This window comes from Paenibacillus rhizovicinus (genome assembly GCF_010365285.1).
In the GTDB taxonomy this organism is placed as follows: domain Bacteria; phylum Bacillota; class Bacilli; order Paenibacillales; family Paenibacillaceae; genus Paenibacillus_Z; species Paenibacillus_Z rhizovicinus.
In genome coordinates, this window is record NZ_CP048286.1 from 3196616 (window position 1) to 3214748 (window position 18133).

Below are 18133 nucleotides of genomic sequence, written 5' to 3' on the forward strand. Positions count from 1 at the left end.
TGGTCCCTCTCTCTCTTTTTTTACCTTAACGACATTACTCTTTTACGGCACCGACTGTCAAACCTTGTACGAAGTACCTTTGAAAAAACGGATAAGCGAGCACGATCGGCCCCGTCGCGAGCACGACCATCGCCATCCGCGACGTATCCTGCGGCATCGACTGCAGCACGCCCACGCCGAGCGAGGTGTTGTTGCTGTTCGCCAGAATGAACTGCATGCTGTTCTCGATCCGCATCAGCATCGATTGCAGCGGAACCAGATTCGGATCGTCGATGTACAGCAAGGCGTTGAACCAATCGTTCCAATAGCCAAGCGTGCTGAACAGGGCAATCGTCGCCAAGCCCGGCAGCGCGAGCGGCACGATGAGGCGGAAGAAAATGCCGAATTCCCCGGCGCCGTCGATTTTGCCGGATTCCACGATGGCGTCCGGGATCATCGTGGAGAAGAACGTGCGCATGATCATAATATAGAACGCATTAACGGCAAGCGGCAGAATGAGCGCCCATAACGAGTTTTCCAAGCCGAGCAGCCTCGTCGTAACGATATAGCTCGGAACGAGTCCGCCGTTGAAGAGCATCGTGAAGAAGGCGAAGAAAGAGAAAAATTTGCGATATTTAAACCCTTTGCGCGAGATTGCGTACGCGAACAGCGAAATCATGATCAAACTGATGATCGTGCCGACGACCGTGACGAGAATCGTGATCCCGTAGGAGCGAAGCAATTGGTCGCCCGCTTTGAACAGGTAGCTGTAAGCGTCGACGCTCCATTTCTTCGGGAAGACGGAATATCCATCCCGCGCGAGCGCCTTCTCGTCGGTGAACGAGATGATCATAACGAATAGGAACGGGAAGACGCAGGCCAGCGCGAATATGCCGGCGATAAGGTTGAACAGGATGTTCCATACCGGGGAAAGCCGGTGGAAATCCTGGTTTTTGGTCAAGGATGCCATGAAGGTTGCTCCTTTCTTATTAGAATAGCGCGTTGTCCTTGTTGAACCGACGCACGATATAGTTGGAAGTGATAACGAGTACGAAGCCGACGAACGATTGATACAAGCCCGCCGCCGTGCTCATGCCGATTTCCCCGGTCGTTTTCAGACCGCGGTACACGTACGTGTCGATAACGTTCGTGACGCCGTAGAGCGTTCCGGAATCCCGGGTAACTTGGTAGAACAACCCGAAGTCGGCGTAGAAAATGCGGCCGATCGCGAGCAGGGTCAAGATGGTCATAAGCGGATAAAGCATCGGCAGCGTAATGTTCCGAATCTGCTGCCACTTGTTCGCGCCGTCGATCATCGCCGCCTCGTACAAGGATTTGTCGATGCCGAGAATGGCCGCCAAGTAGACGACGCTGTTGTAACCGAGCGATTTCCACAAGAACACGATGACGAGGATGAACGGCCAATATTTCGGCTCGGAATACCACTGCGTCGCATCCATCCCGAAGGAAGCCGCGATCTTGTTCACCATGCCCCGGTCGAAGCTGAGGAAGCTATATACGAAATAACCGACGATGACCCAGGACAAGAAGTACGGCATGAACATGCCGGTCTGGTACCATTTCGCCAGCCGCTTGTTTGCGATTTCGGAAAGCACGATGGCCATGGCCACCGCCAGAACGAGTCCAATGAATATAAAGACGATATTATAGAGCAGCGTATTGCGCGTAATGATGAATGCATCTTTCGTGCTGAACAGAAACTTGAAATTATCGAAGCCGACCCAGCGGCTGTGGATGATGCTGGACAAGAAACCGCCGTGCACGCGGTATTCCTTGAATGAAATGACCGTGCCTAACATTGGCAAGTACGAGAAGAAAATAAACCAGATGGTCGCCGGAAGCACCATGAGGAGCAGGGCTTTATTACGGTTCATGTCTCTGAAGAAGCGCCCTATGGCTTTCATTCGGGGTTCACCCTTTCTTAAGCAAATTCGGTTCGCGGCGCTTGGCGCGCTGCGTGCTCATCCTCATAAAAAAGGGCGAATGCCGAACATTCGCCCTTCGGTACTATGAGAAAGCGTCTTACTGCTTGTCTTACTTCGTTTTAGTTGCTTTCCAAGCATCAAGCTGCGTTTGCGCTTCGGCCATGATTTTGCCAAGGCCTGCCTCGTTCAGCTTCTTGATCGCCTGCGGTACGTATTTCTCGGGATCGACCGTACCCGTCATAAGCGGCGCCCAGAATGCTTCTTTCGCGTTCTGCACGGCTGCGATTTCGCTCGACACTTTCGTCGGATCGAAGTTGAAGCCGAGCAGTGCCGCCGGTTTGCCGGCTGCGTTATACTTCTTGAATTGCTCCCATTTGTCGGCAGGATCGCCAGGGTTCAAGTAAGTCAGCATGATGTTCCCCAGGGCGAACGTCGGCATGTCGTAGTTCTTGGATTCCGGCAGGTTCTCCATGTAGTCGCCGTCGGTTTTCTTGTAATGCGTGCCTTCGATACCGGAGTCAACCATGTTGCGAAGCACCGGATCCGTGTTCAGCAGGTTCAGGAATTCCATCGCTTTCTCTTTGTGTTTCGAGTTGGAGGAAATCGCCTGCATGGAACCCATGACCGACGAGTTGTAGATCAAGGCGTCGCTCATCGGCGTCGATACGATCGGGTAGCCGTAGCTTGTCGACCATACGTTGTCCGCGAACGGCTGCGTGGTCGCTTTATCCGCGAACCATTTGCCTGTCGCCTGCACGTCCGAGGACGATTCCAGCGTTGCCGCTTCCGTCGGAATGTAGCCGGCCTGGTAGTACTTACGCATCGTTTGCAGCGCTTGCTTCATCTCCGGCGTCTCGAAGACGTTAACGACTTTATAGCCGGTATCGCCGAGCTTAACAGCCAGCGGGAATTTCTCGATCAGGTAATCGTAAGGAATGTAAGGCTGGTAGTTCTTGTCCACCTGCAGCGGCGTCACGTCGGGATTGTTCTGTTTCACCGTTTTCAGCAGCGGCTCCAAGCTCTCCAGGGAGTTGACGTCCGTGATGCTCAGCTTGTTCGCGTCCAGCAGGTTCTTGTTGAAACGCCATACTTCCGCGGTCGGAAGCTCTTTGTACGCCGGGATGCCATAGTTCTTGCCATCGACCTTGGAGCCTTCCAGGAAGGCCGGGTCAAGCGTATCGGTAATGCCTTTGCCGTACTGCGTCAGCAGGTCGTCGATCGGGGCAAAAGCGCCTTTGCGCGCGTTCTGCACGTAGTCGAACGCCCATGCGGCCGTGAACATGATGTCGATGTCCGCGCCGGAAGCCGTCAGCACTTGCAGCTTCTGGTTGTAATCGCCCCAGTCGATCATCGTCATTTTGACCGTAGCGCCGATTTTGTCCTTCGTATATGCGCTAACCGCTTCCATAACCTTGTCGACGTCTTTCTGCGGCGTGCCGATCGTGTACCAGTTCAATTCGACCGGTTTCGCGGTTTCGCCGGACGCGCCGGAATTGTTCGAAGCGGTGTTGCTGTTGTTGCTTCCGCAAGCGCTTAACAAGAGCATGACGGCCATGGCGGACGTCAGCCCGATAGCTGCCTTTTTGCGAGTGGTTCTCATGGTGTTGCCTCCCTTTTATCTGTTCGTGAAGCATAGTCGCGACTGTTTGCTCTTTCATCTTAGAAGATGAAACCATTTTCAAAAATAATAGAAAACAAAGATTAAGTGTACAAACTAAAGAAAGGAACCGCGCGACGGCAATCGTCACAGCAGTTCCTTAAAGTCGCCCGGCGCCATGCCGACATGTTTCTTGAATTGTTTATAGAAATACCCGGTCTCCCAATAGCCGACCTGCCTGGCGATCTCGCTGACTTTGAGCCTGCTGTCGGCCAGCAGCTCCTTGGCCTTGTCGATCCGGTATTTATTCAAGTAATCCGTAAACGTATCGCCCGTCTGCTTGTGAAAGAGCTGCCCCAGATAATTCGGATGAATGTGGAACTCATGCCCTAGCGACTTCAGCGTCAGCGCCTCCGCGTAATGCTCGCGGATATAGCGCAGCGCCTGTTTGATGACGGGACTCATGTCTTCGCCGGCGAACAAGCCCGCCATGACCAGCGCCGCCGCCTTGACGGCATACTCCACGGCTTCCAGCGTTTGCGCGGCCACGGCCTGATCCAGGATATTCTTGAAGACGTCGGCCGCATCCGCTCGCCCGAGCTTGTCGACTTCCATCTTCATCAGAATGATCAGCTCGACGGCCGCTCCCTTCGCCCGGCTCGGATTCAAGCCTTCCGACGTCCGAATCGCCGCGAAATCGCGTTCGATCCGGCGCAGCAGCTCGTCCTTGTCCTTCTCGGCGATGGAATTGGCATATGCCTCCCACTCGAACAGTCCCTCTGGAATAGCAGCCGACTCCGCCGCGATCTCCGCATAGGCGATAAGCCGCCGATCCGGCTGCAGGAGGAAGAACTGCTGCGCCCGGCGCGCCCGTTCATAGCTGCGCGCGGCATCGGCCGTCGGCAGCAGGTCGCCCGCGGCGATGCGAAGCGGACTCCCGCAACGGCTTTCCCATGAATCCGCCAGCCGTTCCAACGCTTTCGTGACCTTAGCTTGATCCTGCAGGCCGCCTTCTATGCAGCAGCAGGCCACGACCAGCTCGCCCTCTTCGTTATGGAACTGAACGAACGACAAGCCCGCTTCGTCTCTCAGCTCCGCTGCCGGATTCCGGTCCGCTTCAGCGGATGAGGCAAGGGAAGAGGAAGATGACAGGGAAAGGGAAGAGAACGCAGAGGGGGAGGCGTCATTCCCCGCCTCCTCTCGGGAGCCGATAATAGCCAGCGCGGCGAACGGCTTCGACAGATCGATGCCGAGCAGCGCCGTACGCTCCGCCAATTCGAGCGGCGCGATTCGTCCGTTCGCCCAGCGCGTCATCACGTTGTCGCGCAGAATCTCGATCTCGTCCTGTCCGAAGGCCGGCATCGGCTTGTCCGCGTTCAGCTTGCGGACCGTATCCGTCAGCGTCGCCTCCAGCTCCTCGAAGCGGATCGGCTTCAGCAAATAGTTCTCGATGCCGAGACGCATGCCTTCCTTTAAGTAATCGAATTCGTTGAAGCCGCTTAGAATGATGACCTTGAGCTGCGGAAGCAGCGCGCGCGCTTCGCGGATCAGCTCCAGCCCCGTCATGATCGGCATCGAAATATCCGTGATGAGCAGGTCCGCTCCCGTTTCCCGCAGCCGCTCCAGCGCTTCCTCGCCGTCTTCCGCGCTGCCGACGACCTCCAGGCCGAAGGCCGACCAGTCCACGGCATCGCTCAACCCTTCCGTAATAAAAGGCTCGTCATCCACGAGCAATACTTTATACATCGTGCGCTTCCTCCCTTTGCTCGGCAGCGGCCGGCCAACTCAGCGTCACCGTCGTTCCCTGTCCCTGTTCGCTGACGATATCCAGTCCGTACGCCGGTCCATGGATCAGGCGAATTCGTTCATGCACGCTGCGCAGGCCGAACGATTGCTCCTCTTCGGTTTCCGGCATCCGCAGGCGGAGCATTAGCCGCTCCAGCTTGTCCGGATCGATGCCTTTGCCGTTATCGCGAACGAAGACCCGAATCAAGCCGTCCTCTCGGATGGCCTCGATCGTGAGCCGATTGTCTTTGCGCCGTGCATTCAACCCGTGGACGATGTAATTCTCGACGATCGGCTGCAGCAGCAGCTTGGGGACCTGAACCGGCAGCAGCTCCGGCTCGCAATCGATCGCGTACGTGAATTTATCCTTATACCGGATACGGAACAGCTCGAGGTACAGCCTGCACATCTCCAGCTCCTCGCCCAGCGTGTTCTCCGCCCGGCTGCTGACCGTGTTGCGGAAGAGCGCGGCCAAGCTGTAGATCATTTCGCCGACATCCACGGCTCCCTGCGACATCGCGCGCATGCGGATGACCTCCAGCGTGTTGTATAGGAAATGCGGATTGACTTTGGCCTGCAGCGCGGCGAGCTCCGTCTGCTTGAGCCGCAGCCCCGCTTTGTACTCCCGGTCGATATGCTTATCCAGCTTGTCCAGCATGTCGTTGAAGCTGTGTGAAATTTGGCCGAGCTCATCTTCCCGTTGGTCCTGCAGGCGCGCCTTCAAATCGCCGCCTTCCACCTTCCGCATGAAATGGACGATCCGATTCGTCCGGCGGGCGATGCTGAAGATGACGATCGACGGAATAATCACCGCGACGGCGATGCAGATCGAGCTGATGAGGATTATCGTCCGCTTCAACCCGGCATACGCGCCGGCCGCGACGCTCTTCGGCAGGATCCCGACGACGATGTAGCCTGCCTGATTCTGCGTCAGCGTCGAGATGTACGATGGCTCGTCCAGCGTTTCAACGTCCTGGAGCGAACCGATCTGCTGCATATAAGGGAAGGGCTTGCCGTAGTATCGATTCGAGGAATCGGCCATGACCTGCCCGTCCGGGGTCAGGACGAGGACGGTCCCTTTGAACGGAACCTGCTTCTGGTCCAGCGTCCGGTTCACCATGCCGGCGTCGAAATAGACGAGCAGCTGCCCGATGTTCTCGAGCGAATTCTTGTCGTTCAGCTGAAGGCGCATCGCGTACAGCTGCGTATTCCATTGGTTGATCAGCTTCCTTATCCAGATGTTCGGCGTGCCCGAGGCCGGCCCTTCTTCCGCCATGATCTCGGGAATGTACGAATGGGTCCGGTCGGTCGCATACAGCTTCCGCGGGCCGTTCGCACTGAACGTATAGAGCTGCTGCATGTCCGTGCTGTACAGCAAAATATTTTGAATATCGGGGTCTGCATCCATCTTGTCGGCCAAATAGCCGAGAATGTCGACCGCGCTCTCGTTGCCGCCGGCGTAATTCTGGTCCAGGATGTATTGCGCGTAATCGCTATAGGAATGGCGCAGGAAATAAGACGCGTTGCTCGCCAGCAGGCTGTTGCGGTAAATGTCCTGCACCGTGTCCTGCATCCAATCGTACTTCTGCTCCATGTAGCGGTTCACCCGTTCCATCGCCTGCTTCTGGCTGTTCAGCTCATTGTTCACGATGGAGGCCGACATGATATTGAAGAGCAGGTACGAGAGCGTGATGATCGTTAAATTGACGATAATGGCGAACACGAGAATGATTTTGACGAACAGGTTATTCTGGATGTAATTGCGATAGGTTTTCCGAACGTTCAAACAAGCGCGCCTTCTCTCGTGGATCAATGATGGATTGCGGACATTATACCTCAACTTGCGCGGCGAATAAATCGGCACCGGTTCTTCGCCTGAAGAGGCCGGGCAAATCAGCCGTAAAGGAAGCTTAACGGCCCCTTGTCGTCTACCGCCGTAGAACGCAAAGAAGGCAACCCTGCGCGCCCGCGGTGCGGGGGGTCGGGTTGCCTCGAGGGAGAAATCGGATTGCTACGCCGATAAGCAAAGGCGGTTGCCTTGCGAGCTCGCCGGCGCAGCAGCTGTTCCGTTAATCCACTGGCGCCGGCTCTACGAACAAATGCTTATACCGCTCGTAGTCCGCCTTCTTGCACTCCATCGTCAGACGTGTGCCGTTCACTTCGTAATCGGTTGCCTGGACATGGGCGTTCACATTGAAGTACGCCACCAGCCGTCCTTCCGCGAACGGAATGACGACGTCGCACTGGATATAATCTTGGAATACCCGGTCCTTCAAGAGCGCGACGAGTTCCTCGACACCCGCTCCCTCCTTGACGGAGAGATACACGTTGTCGCCTTCCGAGCGCGGGTATCGTTCGCCGGTCAGATCGGTCTTGTTGTAGGCGTAAATCATCGGAATATGATCCGCGCCCAGCGCCTTCAGCGTTTCGTTCGTCACGTCAATGAGCCGCTCGTATTCGGGGTTGGCATAATCGACGACTTGGATCAGCAGATCCGCTTCGGCGACTTCCTCCAGCGTGGAGCGGAAGGCTTTGACCAAGTGATGCGGCAGCTGGCTGACGAAGCCGACCGTATCCGTCAGCAGGAACGACTTGTGATCCGGCAGCTCGATGCTGCGGACCGAAGTTTCCAGCGTGGCGAAAAGCATGTCTTTGGCCAGCACCTGTTTGTTCGAATCCGGCATGTACTGATCCAGAATCGCGTTCATGAGACTGGATTTGCCCGCATTCGTGTAGCCGACGAGACAGATGACGGGCACGCCGGTCTTCTGCCGCTGCTTGCGCTGCACCTGGCGCCGGGAGACGAGCTTCTCCAGCTCCGCCCGCAACGCGGAGATCCGCTCTTCGATGCGGCGGCGGTCGAGTTCCAGCTTCGTCTCGCCCGTGCCTTTGTTCTTCATGCCGGAGCCGCCGCCTTGGCGGCCCAGCGATTCGCGCAGGCCGACGAGCCGCGGAAGCATGTATTGCAGCTGCGCGACCTCGACTTGCAGCTGTGCCTCGTGCGTCTGCGCGCGTTCGGCGAAAATATCGAGAATGACCAGCGTCCGGTCCATGACCTTCTTCTGCAGCGCACCCTCCAAATTGCGAAGCTGCGACGGCGACAGCTCGTCGTTGAATATAACGGTCGAAGCGTCCAGCCCTTCCGCGAGCGCGGACAGCTCCCCGACTTTCCCCGTGCCCAAGTAGTGGGAGCTGGTGATTTTGGACGCGTTCTGCGTCAGTTCGCCGACGACCTCGATGTTGCAGGCTTCCGCAAGATTGCGCAATTCCTCCATCGAGTAGGCGAAATCGGGCCGATCGTTGAGATTCACGCCGACGATGACGGCTTTGTTGTTCATCGCTTGTTCCATATAGAAATTCCTCCTTCGTGAATGGGATGATCGCGGAATACAAATAAAACGCACGGGCGCTCGGGCCTGTGCGTTTCGCGGTTACGAAAGAGAGGAACTCAAGGACCCTTGCGGGAACGGAAGCCTGATGCCGTCCATACCCGATCGGGAAATCAAGGTCGGTTCGACGCGCGGTTAGCGAAAGAAGCCCGCCGAACCGGCGAGTGCTTACGATCGATGCGCTTGTCGAATGAGTTAAAGGCAACGCGAGAACCGGCGCCCTTCCGGCGCTGGTTCCGTTCGCGTCCATATGCTTCATGGGTTACCTTTAAGGGACAGACCTATCCTGAGTCCTCTGCACGCAGGCAGAGCCTTGGCGCTATTCAATTAGCCGCGCAAAGTGCGAACTCGGATAAAATCTATCACGCGTAACCCTCCGTTCCATTTGAAAGTAAGGCCATCTTACCATACGGACGAGCGGAAATGCAAACAACTGGAAGAGCGGTTGTCCGCCCTTCCAGTTGTTTTGGCCTCGCGCTTCGTTATTGGGACCCGAATCAGGCACTGCCGCTGCCGGTAACACTTTGTCACGCCTGGCCCTGCTTCGCGACTCGCCTCGGTATCCTCAAGAGCGCTGCTGGACGAAGCGCGCGAAGAATCGGCGCAGCTCCTTGCGATGCGTATAGACCAGCAGCAGGAAGCTCGCGAGCCAGCATAAGAGAATCGCGCCGGAGTAGCGGCCGGCGATCAAGAATATGGCCAGCAGGAGCATACCGAGCACGACCTGGAATCCGTCCGCATCCGAGCTCGTCGGCTTGCCTCTCGTGAATATACGGGAAGCGGCCAGCAGCAGCGCGAGAATGACGGCATAGGCGAGCGATGCCGCGAAGCCCGTCAGCGCACTCCAGACGCCGAACGTTACCGCGATCGCCTTTCCTCCCCTCCCCCTCATGAAGGGCGAGAACGCATGACCGAGGATCGCGGCTGCAGACGGGAGCACGATGCCGTAGCCTTCCACGGAACCGGTCGCGATCAGCACGACCACCGGCACGTATCCTTTCAGGAAATCGAGCGCGATGCCGGCAAGCCCATAGGTATACCCGGCCGCCCGCCACAGATTCAGCGCCCCGGGATTGCCGTCGCCGACATCCTTCAGATTATGATTGGCCAGCAGGCCGAGCCAGTACGAGAACATCAAGGAACCGGACAGGAACGATAGCAGCGTCCATAGCATGATCATGATTTGTTTCGTCCTCCTACTTCGACCCGTCTGCCTTTCCATGCGACGCGGCCCAAGAACGCGACCTGGTACACCGAGTACAGCATAATGAAAAGGAAGAATAGCGTGCTCAGCGGATGTAGCGCAGGCATCCATCTGCCGAACCGTCCGGTATACCGGACGAAATAATAAATCTGCAGCGTGTACAGCACGTAACCGATGATGAACGGCATCGCCCAGGAAGCCGCAAGCACGAAAGGCGCCGCTTCCGCTGCGATTAAGCCAATCAGCCATACGGCAACGAGCAGCGTCGTTCGCACGTTCAGCTTGCCCGTGCTGAGAACCGCTCCTTTGCTGAAGCCTTCGACCTCGCTGCGAATGCCCCCTGGATACATGCGAAAGGAGACCTTATCGCGTCCGATAAAGTTCGTGACCGGTATGCCGGCCTCCCTATACTTGGCGCCGAGGTTCAAATCGTCGAGCAGCTCGGACTTGACCGCTTCGTGGCCTTGCGCCTGCTCGTAATCCGATCGTGACGTGAGGATACATGAGCCGTAGAGACCCTTCTTCGGGTTCGTCCGTTCGAACGGCGACGTGAACGCGAACAGACCCAGAATATTGGGGATGAGCGCCAGCTTCTCGTACAGCTTCTCCGTATGGTGGAACGGTACGACGGAAACCACGCCTCCCGACTGCGCTCTAGCCGCAACCAGCGACTCCAGCGCCACCGGCCCGAGCCGGACATCGGCATCCAGGAAGGCGATCAGATCGCCGGACGCGCGTTTGTATCCGTTCCAGACCGCCCAATTCTTGCCCGTCCAGCCCGGCGGCAGCGGCGTGCCGTCGACGACGGTCACGCCATAGCTCTCTGCGGCGGCTCTCGTCCGATCTTCCGAGTTGTCGTCCACTACGATGATTTCGAACGGTTTGAAGGTTTGAACGTGGAGCGAGGCCAGCAGATGAGGCAAGTTCCGTTCTTCATTCCTTGCCGGGATGATGACGGACAACTTCGACTTCTCCGGAGACAGCGGGGAACTGCTTGGACGCCGGACGGGAATCGTATTGCGGTGGAACAAAACCAAGCCCGAGGCGCACGCAGCCGCGAGCAGCAACATGATTAACAAACTCATATCCTCACCTCCCTGCATAGTGTAGCATATGAATCTATCATTTAAGATATGGCTCTTATGGATAATTTTAACGAGAGAGGCGCATCATGCGAATGCGTGCGCTTATCATACAACAAAAAACCACAACCATTAGCGGTTGTGGTTTTCAATGTCGGCGCCATGCTTTCGAGCCTCTGCACGGACGTCATAACGTTCAAGAAGCAAGCCTTTCCTATGCGGACTCTGCGGCTCTACTCTTCTTTCGCCTTCTTCGCGGCTGCATTTCGATCATAGCTCGATTCATGCAAAATAGGGAGCTCTTTCATGTCGTTAGTCATCGGAGACTTGCACTGCGCGCAAGTGGGAACCTCTTCAAATGAATAATTTTTCCTCATCCATCCGTTGCAGCCTTCCTTTGTGCACGACCAAATGGGCGTCATTTCAGTCGGTAAATCAGCGATGGGTTTCTTCCGAGAATAGTACATAACCAAGTCCTCCCCCTCATTTAAATCATAAAAAAGCCACACACCGAAAGAAGCAGCATCGCAGCCCTTTCAGAATGTGACATGTTCTCCTGTATGTGACTTCATTATAGCACAAATTCGTCAAATTTGCGAAATCATCCGTTGCGGGTTTCCTGCTTATGCGCAAGTATGCCATCGATTTCGCTCTTCAACAGCAGATAACGGTGAACGCTGCGCATAATCGATACTTTAGTGAGGCTGTTCTTGTCCACGAATATCTTCATCTGATCCTTCGAGAGCCCCAATAGATTACCCGCTTCCGTCACCGTCAATACGACCTCGTTGCTGGTCGCGTTAAACGTTTCTTTCACTTTCTGATTCCAGTCCTTAAACTCCAGCATGACAACCATCCACTCTCGTTTCTGTGTGATTCGAATACTTGATTATAACATGAGCGTGGCGTTATTCATGTAAAGGGCATGATTTTCCAATTACGTAGCATCGCGAACCGGCCCTCATGACCATCATAATCGTTATGACTGGCATGCAGCCGGCCTCATCGTCTAAACTTCGACAAAAACACGTTTTCCCGCTGCTGCCTCAACTTCTCCTGATCTTTCTCGATCGCGCCTTTAAGCCTTGTCAGGCATTTCACGCACAGCTTCCCCTGGCGGATCGGCTCCTCGCATAAATCGCAAGCATCGGCCAGATTCGGATAATCGAAGAGCCTCAGCCTGCCTCTGCGAATGAGCGACCGGATTCTCTGAGATGACACGCCCGTCAATTCAGCCACTTGATCGTTGTTCATACGACGGTTGCCTCTAAGTGCGTTCTCGATCGATGAAATCTGTCCATCCTCTTCCGACGTACAACTCGTACACAAATTTCGCAAGTTCTTCTGAAAAATGTTCCCGCAGCCAGGACAATGGGCCACCGATAGTTCCATAGACATATTCACACCTCGCCGATATTAGTTCCTTAGAACCAATGATAGCATGACATGGAAGAATTATCATTACTTATTCGAGTCTTGATCCTTCTTCTATGCCGGAACGCTCTCGCTTGCATGAAAGACGGAAAGACGCCCAGCATCCATGCGAAATGGTGCCAGGCGTCTCTATGGGCATTGCATTATAGATTCCGCTTCGCCAGATTAATCTCCCGAATTTTCTCCATCGCGATCTTCGGCTCCCGGGTTTCGGTGAGCAGCCCGTTCACCTCTTGCTGCACGTCCGATACCTGCGTATAGCAATAGCCGCAGATGTAATCGGTGTCCTTGATGGCCTGCGTAATAATGCGGAACCGCTTGAGGAAGGCCTCTTCGCCTTCGACTTGGTTCCCATACCCCCAGCCCTTGTCGGAGCGCATGGCGATGCCGCCAAATTCGCTAATGATGATCGGCTGGCCTCGATACTCGTAACCTTGCGCGAACGCATACTTGAAGTTGCAGTGCGCAATTTCGTTGCTGGTGATTGCATTCTTATCCTCGTACCGGCGCAGGAATGTCTCCCCGTCTTCCTCGTAATCGTGCAGCGCCAGGATGTCCGAGATCGTATGCTCCCAGCCGTCGTTCACGATAACCGGGCGATTCGGATCGAACGCCTTCGTCAGGTAATAGATCGACTCGGTAAACTGCTGCTGCCTCCGGTCAGAGAACACGTTGCCGATGCCCCAGGATTCGTTGAACGGAACCCACGTCACGATGGAAGGATGATTATATTGCTGCTGAACGATCTCCATCCATTCCCGCGTAAACCGTTCGACCGCTTCATCGTTGAATTCATAGGTCGCCGCCGCTTCCGACCACACGAGAAGGCCTTTAACGTCGCACCAGTACAGAAACCGCGAATCCTCGATCTTCTGATGCTTGCGGACGCCGTTATAGCCCATGGCTAGAATTTTGTCGATATCCTCAATGATCGCCTCTTCGGAAGGAGCGGTCAGATGGCTGTCCGCAAAATAGCCTTGATCGAGAATGAGGCGCTGGTAGAGCGGGCTGTTGTTCAACAGCACCTTGCCGTTCAAGATCGAGATCTTGCGCATGCCGAAGTACGAATGGACTCGGTCTAAGACGCGATCGCCGTCCGTGAGCGTGAACTCGACCTCGTACAGCCTCGGATTTTCCGGATGCCAATGCTCGACCCGCCACTCTCGCTTCTCGCTGATCAGTTCAATGCTGGCCGATAGATAAGAACGGTCGACGTTCAAGCTCGTCTCTTTAATGATTTCGCCGTCCATCGTAATCTTCGCGTTTACCTTCAACGACGCAGCCGCGTTGCCGGAAACCCGGTAATCGAAGCGGACGGCATTGGCGTCGACATCCGGCGTAATCTTAACCGAATGGAGATGCTGCGCCTCCACGTATTCCAACCAAACCGTCCGCCAAATGCCCGTCGTTTGGACATACCAGCAGCCGAAATTATCCTTGCGCCAGCGCTGCTTGCCGCGCGGTTGCGTGCAGCTGTTGCTGTCTTCCGCCCGCATGACGATTTCGTTCGCCGCGCCGTCTTTCAGGTAACGGGAAATATCGAACGAGAATGCAGCGTAGCCGCCTTCGTGACGCCCGGCATACTCGCCGTTAACCCATACCTTTGCTTCATAATCCACCGCCTGGAAGTGCAGCAGGACCTGCTTGCCTGCCTGTTCGGCCGGAACAGCGAATGTCCGTTTATACCATACAACCGGGTGGAACTCCTCTTCCCCGATGCCGCTTGCCTTCGTTTCATAAACGAAAGGAACCTCGATCTGGCGGTCGCCTTGGAAGTTGCGGAACCATTGGTCCCGCTCTCCTTCTCCTGCGTCGTCGAATCGGAACTCCCACGTGCCGTTCAGGTTCAGCCAGTCCTCGCGGACGAACTGCGGTCTCGGGTAATCTTGACGGTATCTGCTTATCGCCATTCAGGCTCACCTAGCTTTCTGAATAATAGCTGTATGCTTGCAGCTTCGTCGTTTACTTACCGGTTATAATCTTGCGAATCGCTTCCAGCGGCGCTTTCGGCTGTCGGTCATAAGTAAGCAGTCCATTGATTTCCTGCTCGACGTCCGTCAACTGCGTATAGCAATATCCTTGCACGACCTGCGATGCGAGCATCGGGCTCACTACCGCATTCAGCTTGATCAGGTAATCTTCCTCGTTCTCGGCGCCGGAGTAGCCCCAACCTTCCCACTCGCTCTTCTTGAACGAGATGCCGCCAAACTCTGTTACGAGCACAGGCTGTCCTTGATACGCAGCGCCGCCGACAAAGATCTGACGGTTGCAAGGCATGCCTTGCACGGCCGAATCCACGGTTGCGTATCTTTCTTCCAGCACCTCTTGGCGACTCTCGTAATCATGAATGGTGACCATATCCGTGCTCATTTGCTCCCAGCCGTCGTTGTTGATGACGAGTCTGGTGTCGTCCAACGACTTCGTGAGATGATACATGGCTAGTCCATGCTGCTGCTGACGCCTATCGATCAAGACGTTCGGAATTCCCCAGCTCTCGTTCAGCGGAACCCACGTCACGATACTCGGATGGTTATAGTCCCTGTCGATGATCTCCTGCCATTCCTTCGTAAAGCGGCGTACATATTCCTCCGAGTAGTCGTAGGCGTTCGCCGCCTCGCTCCACGCCAGCATGCCGAGCTTATCGCACCAATACAGGAAACGAGGGTCCTCCGTCTTCTGATGCTTGCGCAGACCGTTGAATCCCATTGCCTTCGCCAGCTCGACATCGTTCTTCAAGGCCTCATCCGAAGGTGCCGTTAAGATCCCTTCAGGGAAATACCCCTGGTCGAGTACCAATCGTTGATAATAGGGACGATTATTCAAGCTTACTTTTCCATTCTCGATCGAGAACTTCCTCATTCCGAAATAGCTCTCGACCTCGTCGAGCACTTCTTGACCCCGAAGCAGCCGCAGCGTAACATCATATAAATTCGGATGCTCCGGGCTCCATAAGCGGCCCAGACCGTGATCCGTGAAGTCGTTAAGTCCAATCGCCCGCTGCTCTTCCGCATGCTTGACCACGTACTGGTCATCCGCGATCGTCTTCCCTTGATAAGACACGGTCACTTGCCATTTCAGCTCGTCCGATACGTTGAACCCGGCGAAGAAGGCGCGAACCCCGATCTCGTTCCGGTCAATATCCGGCGTCAGCTTGATCTTCTTGAGATGGACGGGAGCAACCGGCTCCAGCCATACGCTCTGCCAAATCCCGGTTGTGCGCGTATAGAAGATGCTCGCCGAATTCTCCAGCCAATATTGCTTGCCCCTCGGCAACGTCACATCGCGACTGAAGTCTTCGGCCCGAAGCACGATGACGTTGCCGCCTTCCGCCAGCATGGATGTAATGTCCACCTGAAACGGCGTATGTCCTCCTTCGTGCACGGCCATCAATTGCCCGTTGACCCAGACTTTCGCCAAGTAATCGACCGCGCCGAAATGCAGCATCACCCGTCTGCCTTGCCAGTCCGCCGGAACTTCAAAGGTTCTGCGATACCATACCACATCGTGAATCGAAGGGTCGTTAATGCCGCTAAGTTTGCTTTGAAACGCAAAAGGTACGTTTATCTTCTTCGAGAACGATGCGGCCGAGTCCGCCCGATACCATTGTTCGTCCTCGCCGACCATCTGATCGTCGTAACTAAAATCCCATGCTCCGTTAAGGCTCAACCATGCTTTGCGGATAAACTGCGGTCTGGGATACTCTGAACGCGGTTTCGTTGTGTCGAATTGCTCCATGTTATTCGCTCCTTGCTTTCTCCCATTAGCCTTTAATCGAACCGACGTATACCCCTTTTACAAAGTACTTCTGCAAGAAAGGATAAACAATCAGAATCGGTAACGTCGAAACGACGATCGTACAGTATTTCACTAATTCCCGGTAAGCAGTCGCGCTCGACGCGCTGTCGATCACGACGCCGCCGGCGCTTCCCATCGTGGAGGCCGAAGTGTCGTTAGCGACCAAAATCTCTTTCAACAGGAGCTGCAGCGGGAACATGTCACGATCCTTCAACAGGACCATGGCATTGAACCACGAGTTCCAGTTGCCGACCAAATAGTACAGGAAGATCACGGCCAGCGTCGCTTTGGACAGCGGGATAATGACCCTCGTCAGTAATTTGGCCTGACTCGCGCCGTCGATGATCGCGGCTTCCTCCAGTTCGACCGGTATGGACTGGAAGCCGCTTCGCAGGATAATCATATTCCACGTGTTCAAGGCGGTAGGCAGCACCATCGCCCACAAATTGTTGTACAGATGGATATCCTTCATGAGAAGGAACCAAGGTATAAGACCGCCGCCGAAGAACATCGTGATGGTAATCACAATCATGAAATGATTCTTGAAGTACAGATCCCGTCTGGATAGCACGAACGCGCCCATGATAGTCAAGACCATGTTGATTACAGTGCCCAAGCCCACGTACAGAAAGGTATTCATATAGCCAACCAGCAGACTATCGTCCCTGAAAATCAGCTTATAGCCATTCAAGGTGAAGCCTAGCGGTTTAAACAATACGCCGCTATGGGCGACCAGTTTGCTCGGATTACTGAATGAAGCCAGCAAAATATGCAAAATGGGATAAAAGCAAGCTACCGTTAACAGGATTAATAAGATATAGATGACGACATCGAACGTAAGATTGCCTATTGATCTGCGTCTAATCATAGTCCAATCCGGAGCCCCCTTCCTACCATAGGCTTACATCTGAATTGCGTTTGGCGATTTTATTAGTTGCCCATAACAAGGCGAAATTGACAATTGCGCTGAATAATCCGACGGCCGTAGAGAAACTCAAGCTCGATTCCCGCAAACCTCTGCGGTACACGTAGGAAGCAATAACATCGGCCGTATCATAGGTCATCGGCGTGTACAGCAAAATGATTTTCTCGTAGCCCGACGCCATCAAACCGCCAACCGCGAAGATAAACAGGATGACGATAACCGGACGAATTTGGGGCAGCGTAATATGCCACATCTTCCCGAACCTGCCTATGCCGTCCATCTCGCCGGCCTCATACAACGTGGAATCGATCGCACTCATTGCAGCCAGATAGATGATGCATTCCCACCCGACATTCTGCCAGATGCCGGAAAACGTATATATCGACCTGAAGAAGGACGAGTATCCGAGCAGCGAAGAGTAGTCCTTCCCGGTAATGAATTGCAATAATTGAGTAACAACGCCCTCGTCGGCAGTGAAAATATGGATCATCCCGCAGACAACGACAATCGAGATAAAGTGAGGCATGTACGTTAACGTTTGCACCGTCTTCTTGAATAGGCCGTCACGAATTTCATTTAATAGCAGCGCCAATATAATCGGAGCGGTAAACCCGAACACAATTCCCCACACGTTAAGCAGCAGCGTATTCTTCACGACGCGCCAGAAATAAGGACCCTCGAAAAAATCGATAAAATGCTTGAAGCCTACCCAGTGGCTTTCGGAAAAGCCCAGCAACGGTTTATAGTCTTTGAAAGCGATCAGAATGCCCCACATGGGGCCGTAACAAAAGATAAGAAACCATGCAAGAACCGGAATGGCGAGCATGTAGGCGAACCAATTCTTTTTAAAGTCTCGTTTCAGGATGGACCTCGTGCTCTTGCGTATGATCTCCATGCGCCAACCACCTCACTGTATTGGCATGGAATGGTACGGGCACGCGCCGTCGGCAGCAGCCTGGGCATGCCCGTCTCTCCATGTAAAGTTACTTAACGAAAC

General features: G+C 54.8%; 15 protein-coding genes. All 15 read right to left on the reverse strand.

Annotated elements, in window-relative coordinates; genetic code table 11:
- Positions 1-34 precede the first annotated feature (34 nt).
- The gene (locus tag GZH47_RS14210; protein WP_162640679.1) at positions 35-949 is read right to left on the reverse strand and encodes a carbohydrate ABC transporter permease; all 915 of its coding nucleotides are present in this window, start codon (positions 947-949) and stop codon (positions 35-37) included.
- A 19-nt stretch (positions 950-968) separates the two neighbouring features.
- Complete coding sequence (locus GZH47_RS14215; RefSeq protein WP_162640680.1) at positions 969-1904, reverse strand: ABC transporter permease; 936 nt, start codon at positions 1902-1904, stop codon at positions 969-971.
- Positions 1905-2034: 130 nt separating this feature from the next.
- The gene (locus GZH47_RS14220; RefSeq protein ID WP_162640681.1) at positions 2035-3525 is read right to left on the reverse strand and encodes an ABC transporter substrate-binding protein; all 1491 of its coding nucleotides are present in this window, start codon (positions 3523-3525) and stop codon (positions 2035-2037) included.
- 144 nt (positions 3526-3669) lie between these two features.
- Positions 3670-5268, reverse strand: coding sequence for a response regulator transcription factor (locus GZH47_RS14225; RefSeq protein ID WP_162640682.1), 1599 nt, complete (start codon positions 5266-5268; stop codon positions 3670-3672).
- The gene (locus GZH47_RS14230; protein ID WP_162640683.1) at positions 5261-7093 is read right to left on the reverse strand and encodes a sensor histidine kinase; all 1833 of its coding nucleotides are present in this window, start codon (positions 7091-7093) and stop codon (positions 5261-5263) included. Before GZH47_RS14230 ends, GZH47_RS14225 begins: the two co-directional genes overlap by 8 nt.
- 283 nt (positions 7094-7376) lie before the next feature.
- Positions 7377-8657 carry a GTPase HflX gene (gene hflX, locus GZH47_RS14235; protein WP_162640684.1) on the reverse strand — a complete coding sequence of 427 codons (1281 nt, stop codon included), beginning with the start codon at positions 8655-8657 and terminating at the stop codon, positions 7377-7379.
- Positions 8658-9261: 604 nt separating this feature from the next.
- Positions 9262-9876, reverse strand: coding sequence for a glycerol-3-phosphate acyltransferase (locus tag GZH47_RS14240; RefSeq protein ID WP_162640685.1), 615 nt, complete (start codon positions 9874-9876; stop codon positions 9262-9264).
- Positions 9873-10985 (reverse strand): glycosyltransferase, encoded by a 1113-nt coding sequence (locus tag GZH47_RS14245; RefSeq protein ID WP_162640686.1) that lies wholly within the window; start codon positions 10983-10985, stop codon positions 9873-9875. The genes GZH47_RS14240 and GZH47_RS14245 overlap by 4 nt, the downstream gene beginning before the upstream one ends.
- Positions 10986-11215: 230 nt before the next feature.
- Positions 11216-11449, reverse strand: coding sequence for a cold-shock protein (locus tag GZH47_RS14250; protein WP_162640687.1), 234 nt, complete (start codon positions 11447-11449; stop codon positions 11216-11218).
- A gap of 134 nt (positions 11450-11583) precedes the next feature.
- A complete protein-coding gene (locus GZH47_RS14255; protein ID WP_162640688.1) occupies positions 11584-11829 on the reverse strand; it encodes a DNA-binding protein in 246 nt (81 codons plus the stop codon).
- 155 nt (positions 11830-11984) lie between these two features.
- Positions 11985-12236 (reverse strand): hypothetical protein, encoded by a 252-nt coding sequence (locus tag GZH47_RS14260; protein ID WP_162640689.1) that lies wholly within the window; start codon positions 12234-12236, stop codon positions 11985-11987.
- 323 nt (positions 12237-12559) lie between these two features.
- Positions 12560-14326, reverse strand: coding sequence for a glycoside hydrolase family 2 protein (locus GZH47_RS14265; RefSeq protein WP_162640690.1), 1767 nt, complete (start codon positions 14324-14326; stop codon positions 12560-12562).
- A 52-nt stretch (positions 14327-14378) separates the two neighbouring features.
- A complete protein-coding gene (locus GZH47_RS14270; protein WP_162640691.1) occupies positions 14379-16151 on the reverse strand; it encodes a glycoside hydrolase family 2 protein in 1773 nt (590 codons plus the stop codon).
- Positions 16152-16176: 25 nt separating this feature from the next.
- Positions 16177-17079: a carbohydrate ABC transporter permease gene (locus tag GZH47_RS14275; protein ID WP_162640692.1), complete on the reverse strand. Its 903-nt coding sequence runs from the start codon at positions 17077-17079 to the stop codon at positions 16177-16179.
- Positions 17080-17101: 22 nt separating this feature from the next.
- On the reverse strand, positions 17102-18031 hold the full coding sequence (locus GZH47_RS14280) for an ABC transporter permease (RefSeq protein WP_162640693.1): 930 nt from the start codon (positions 18029-18031) through the stop codon (positions 17102-17104).
- Positions 18032-18133 lie beyond the last annotated feature (102 nt).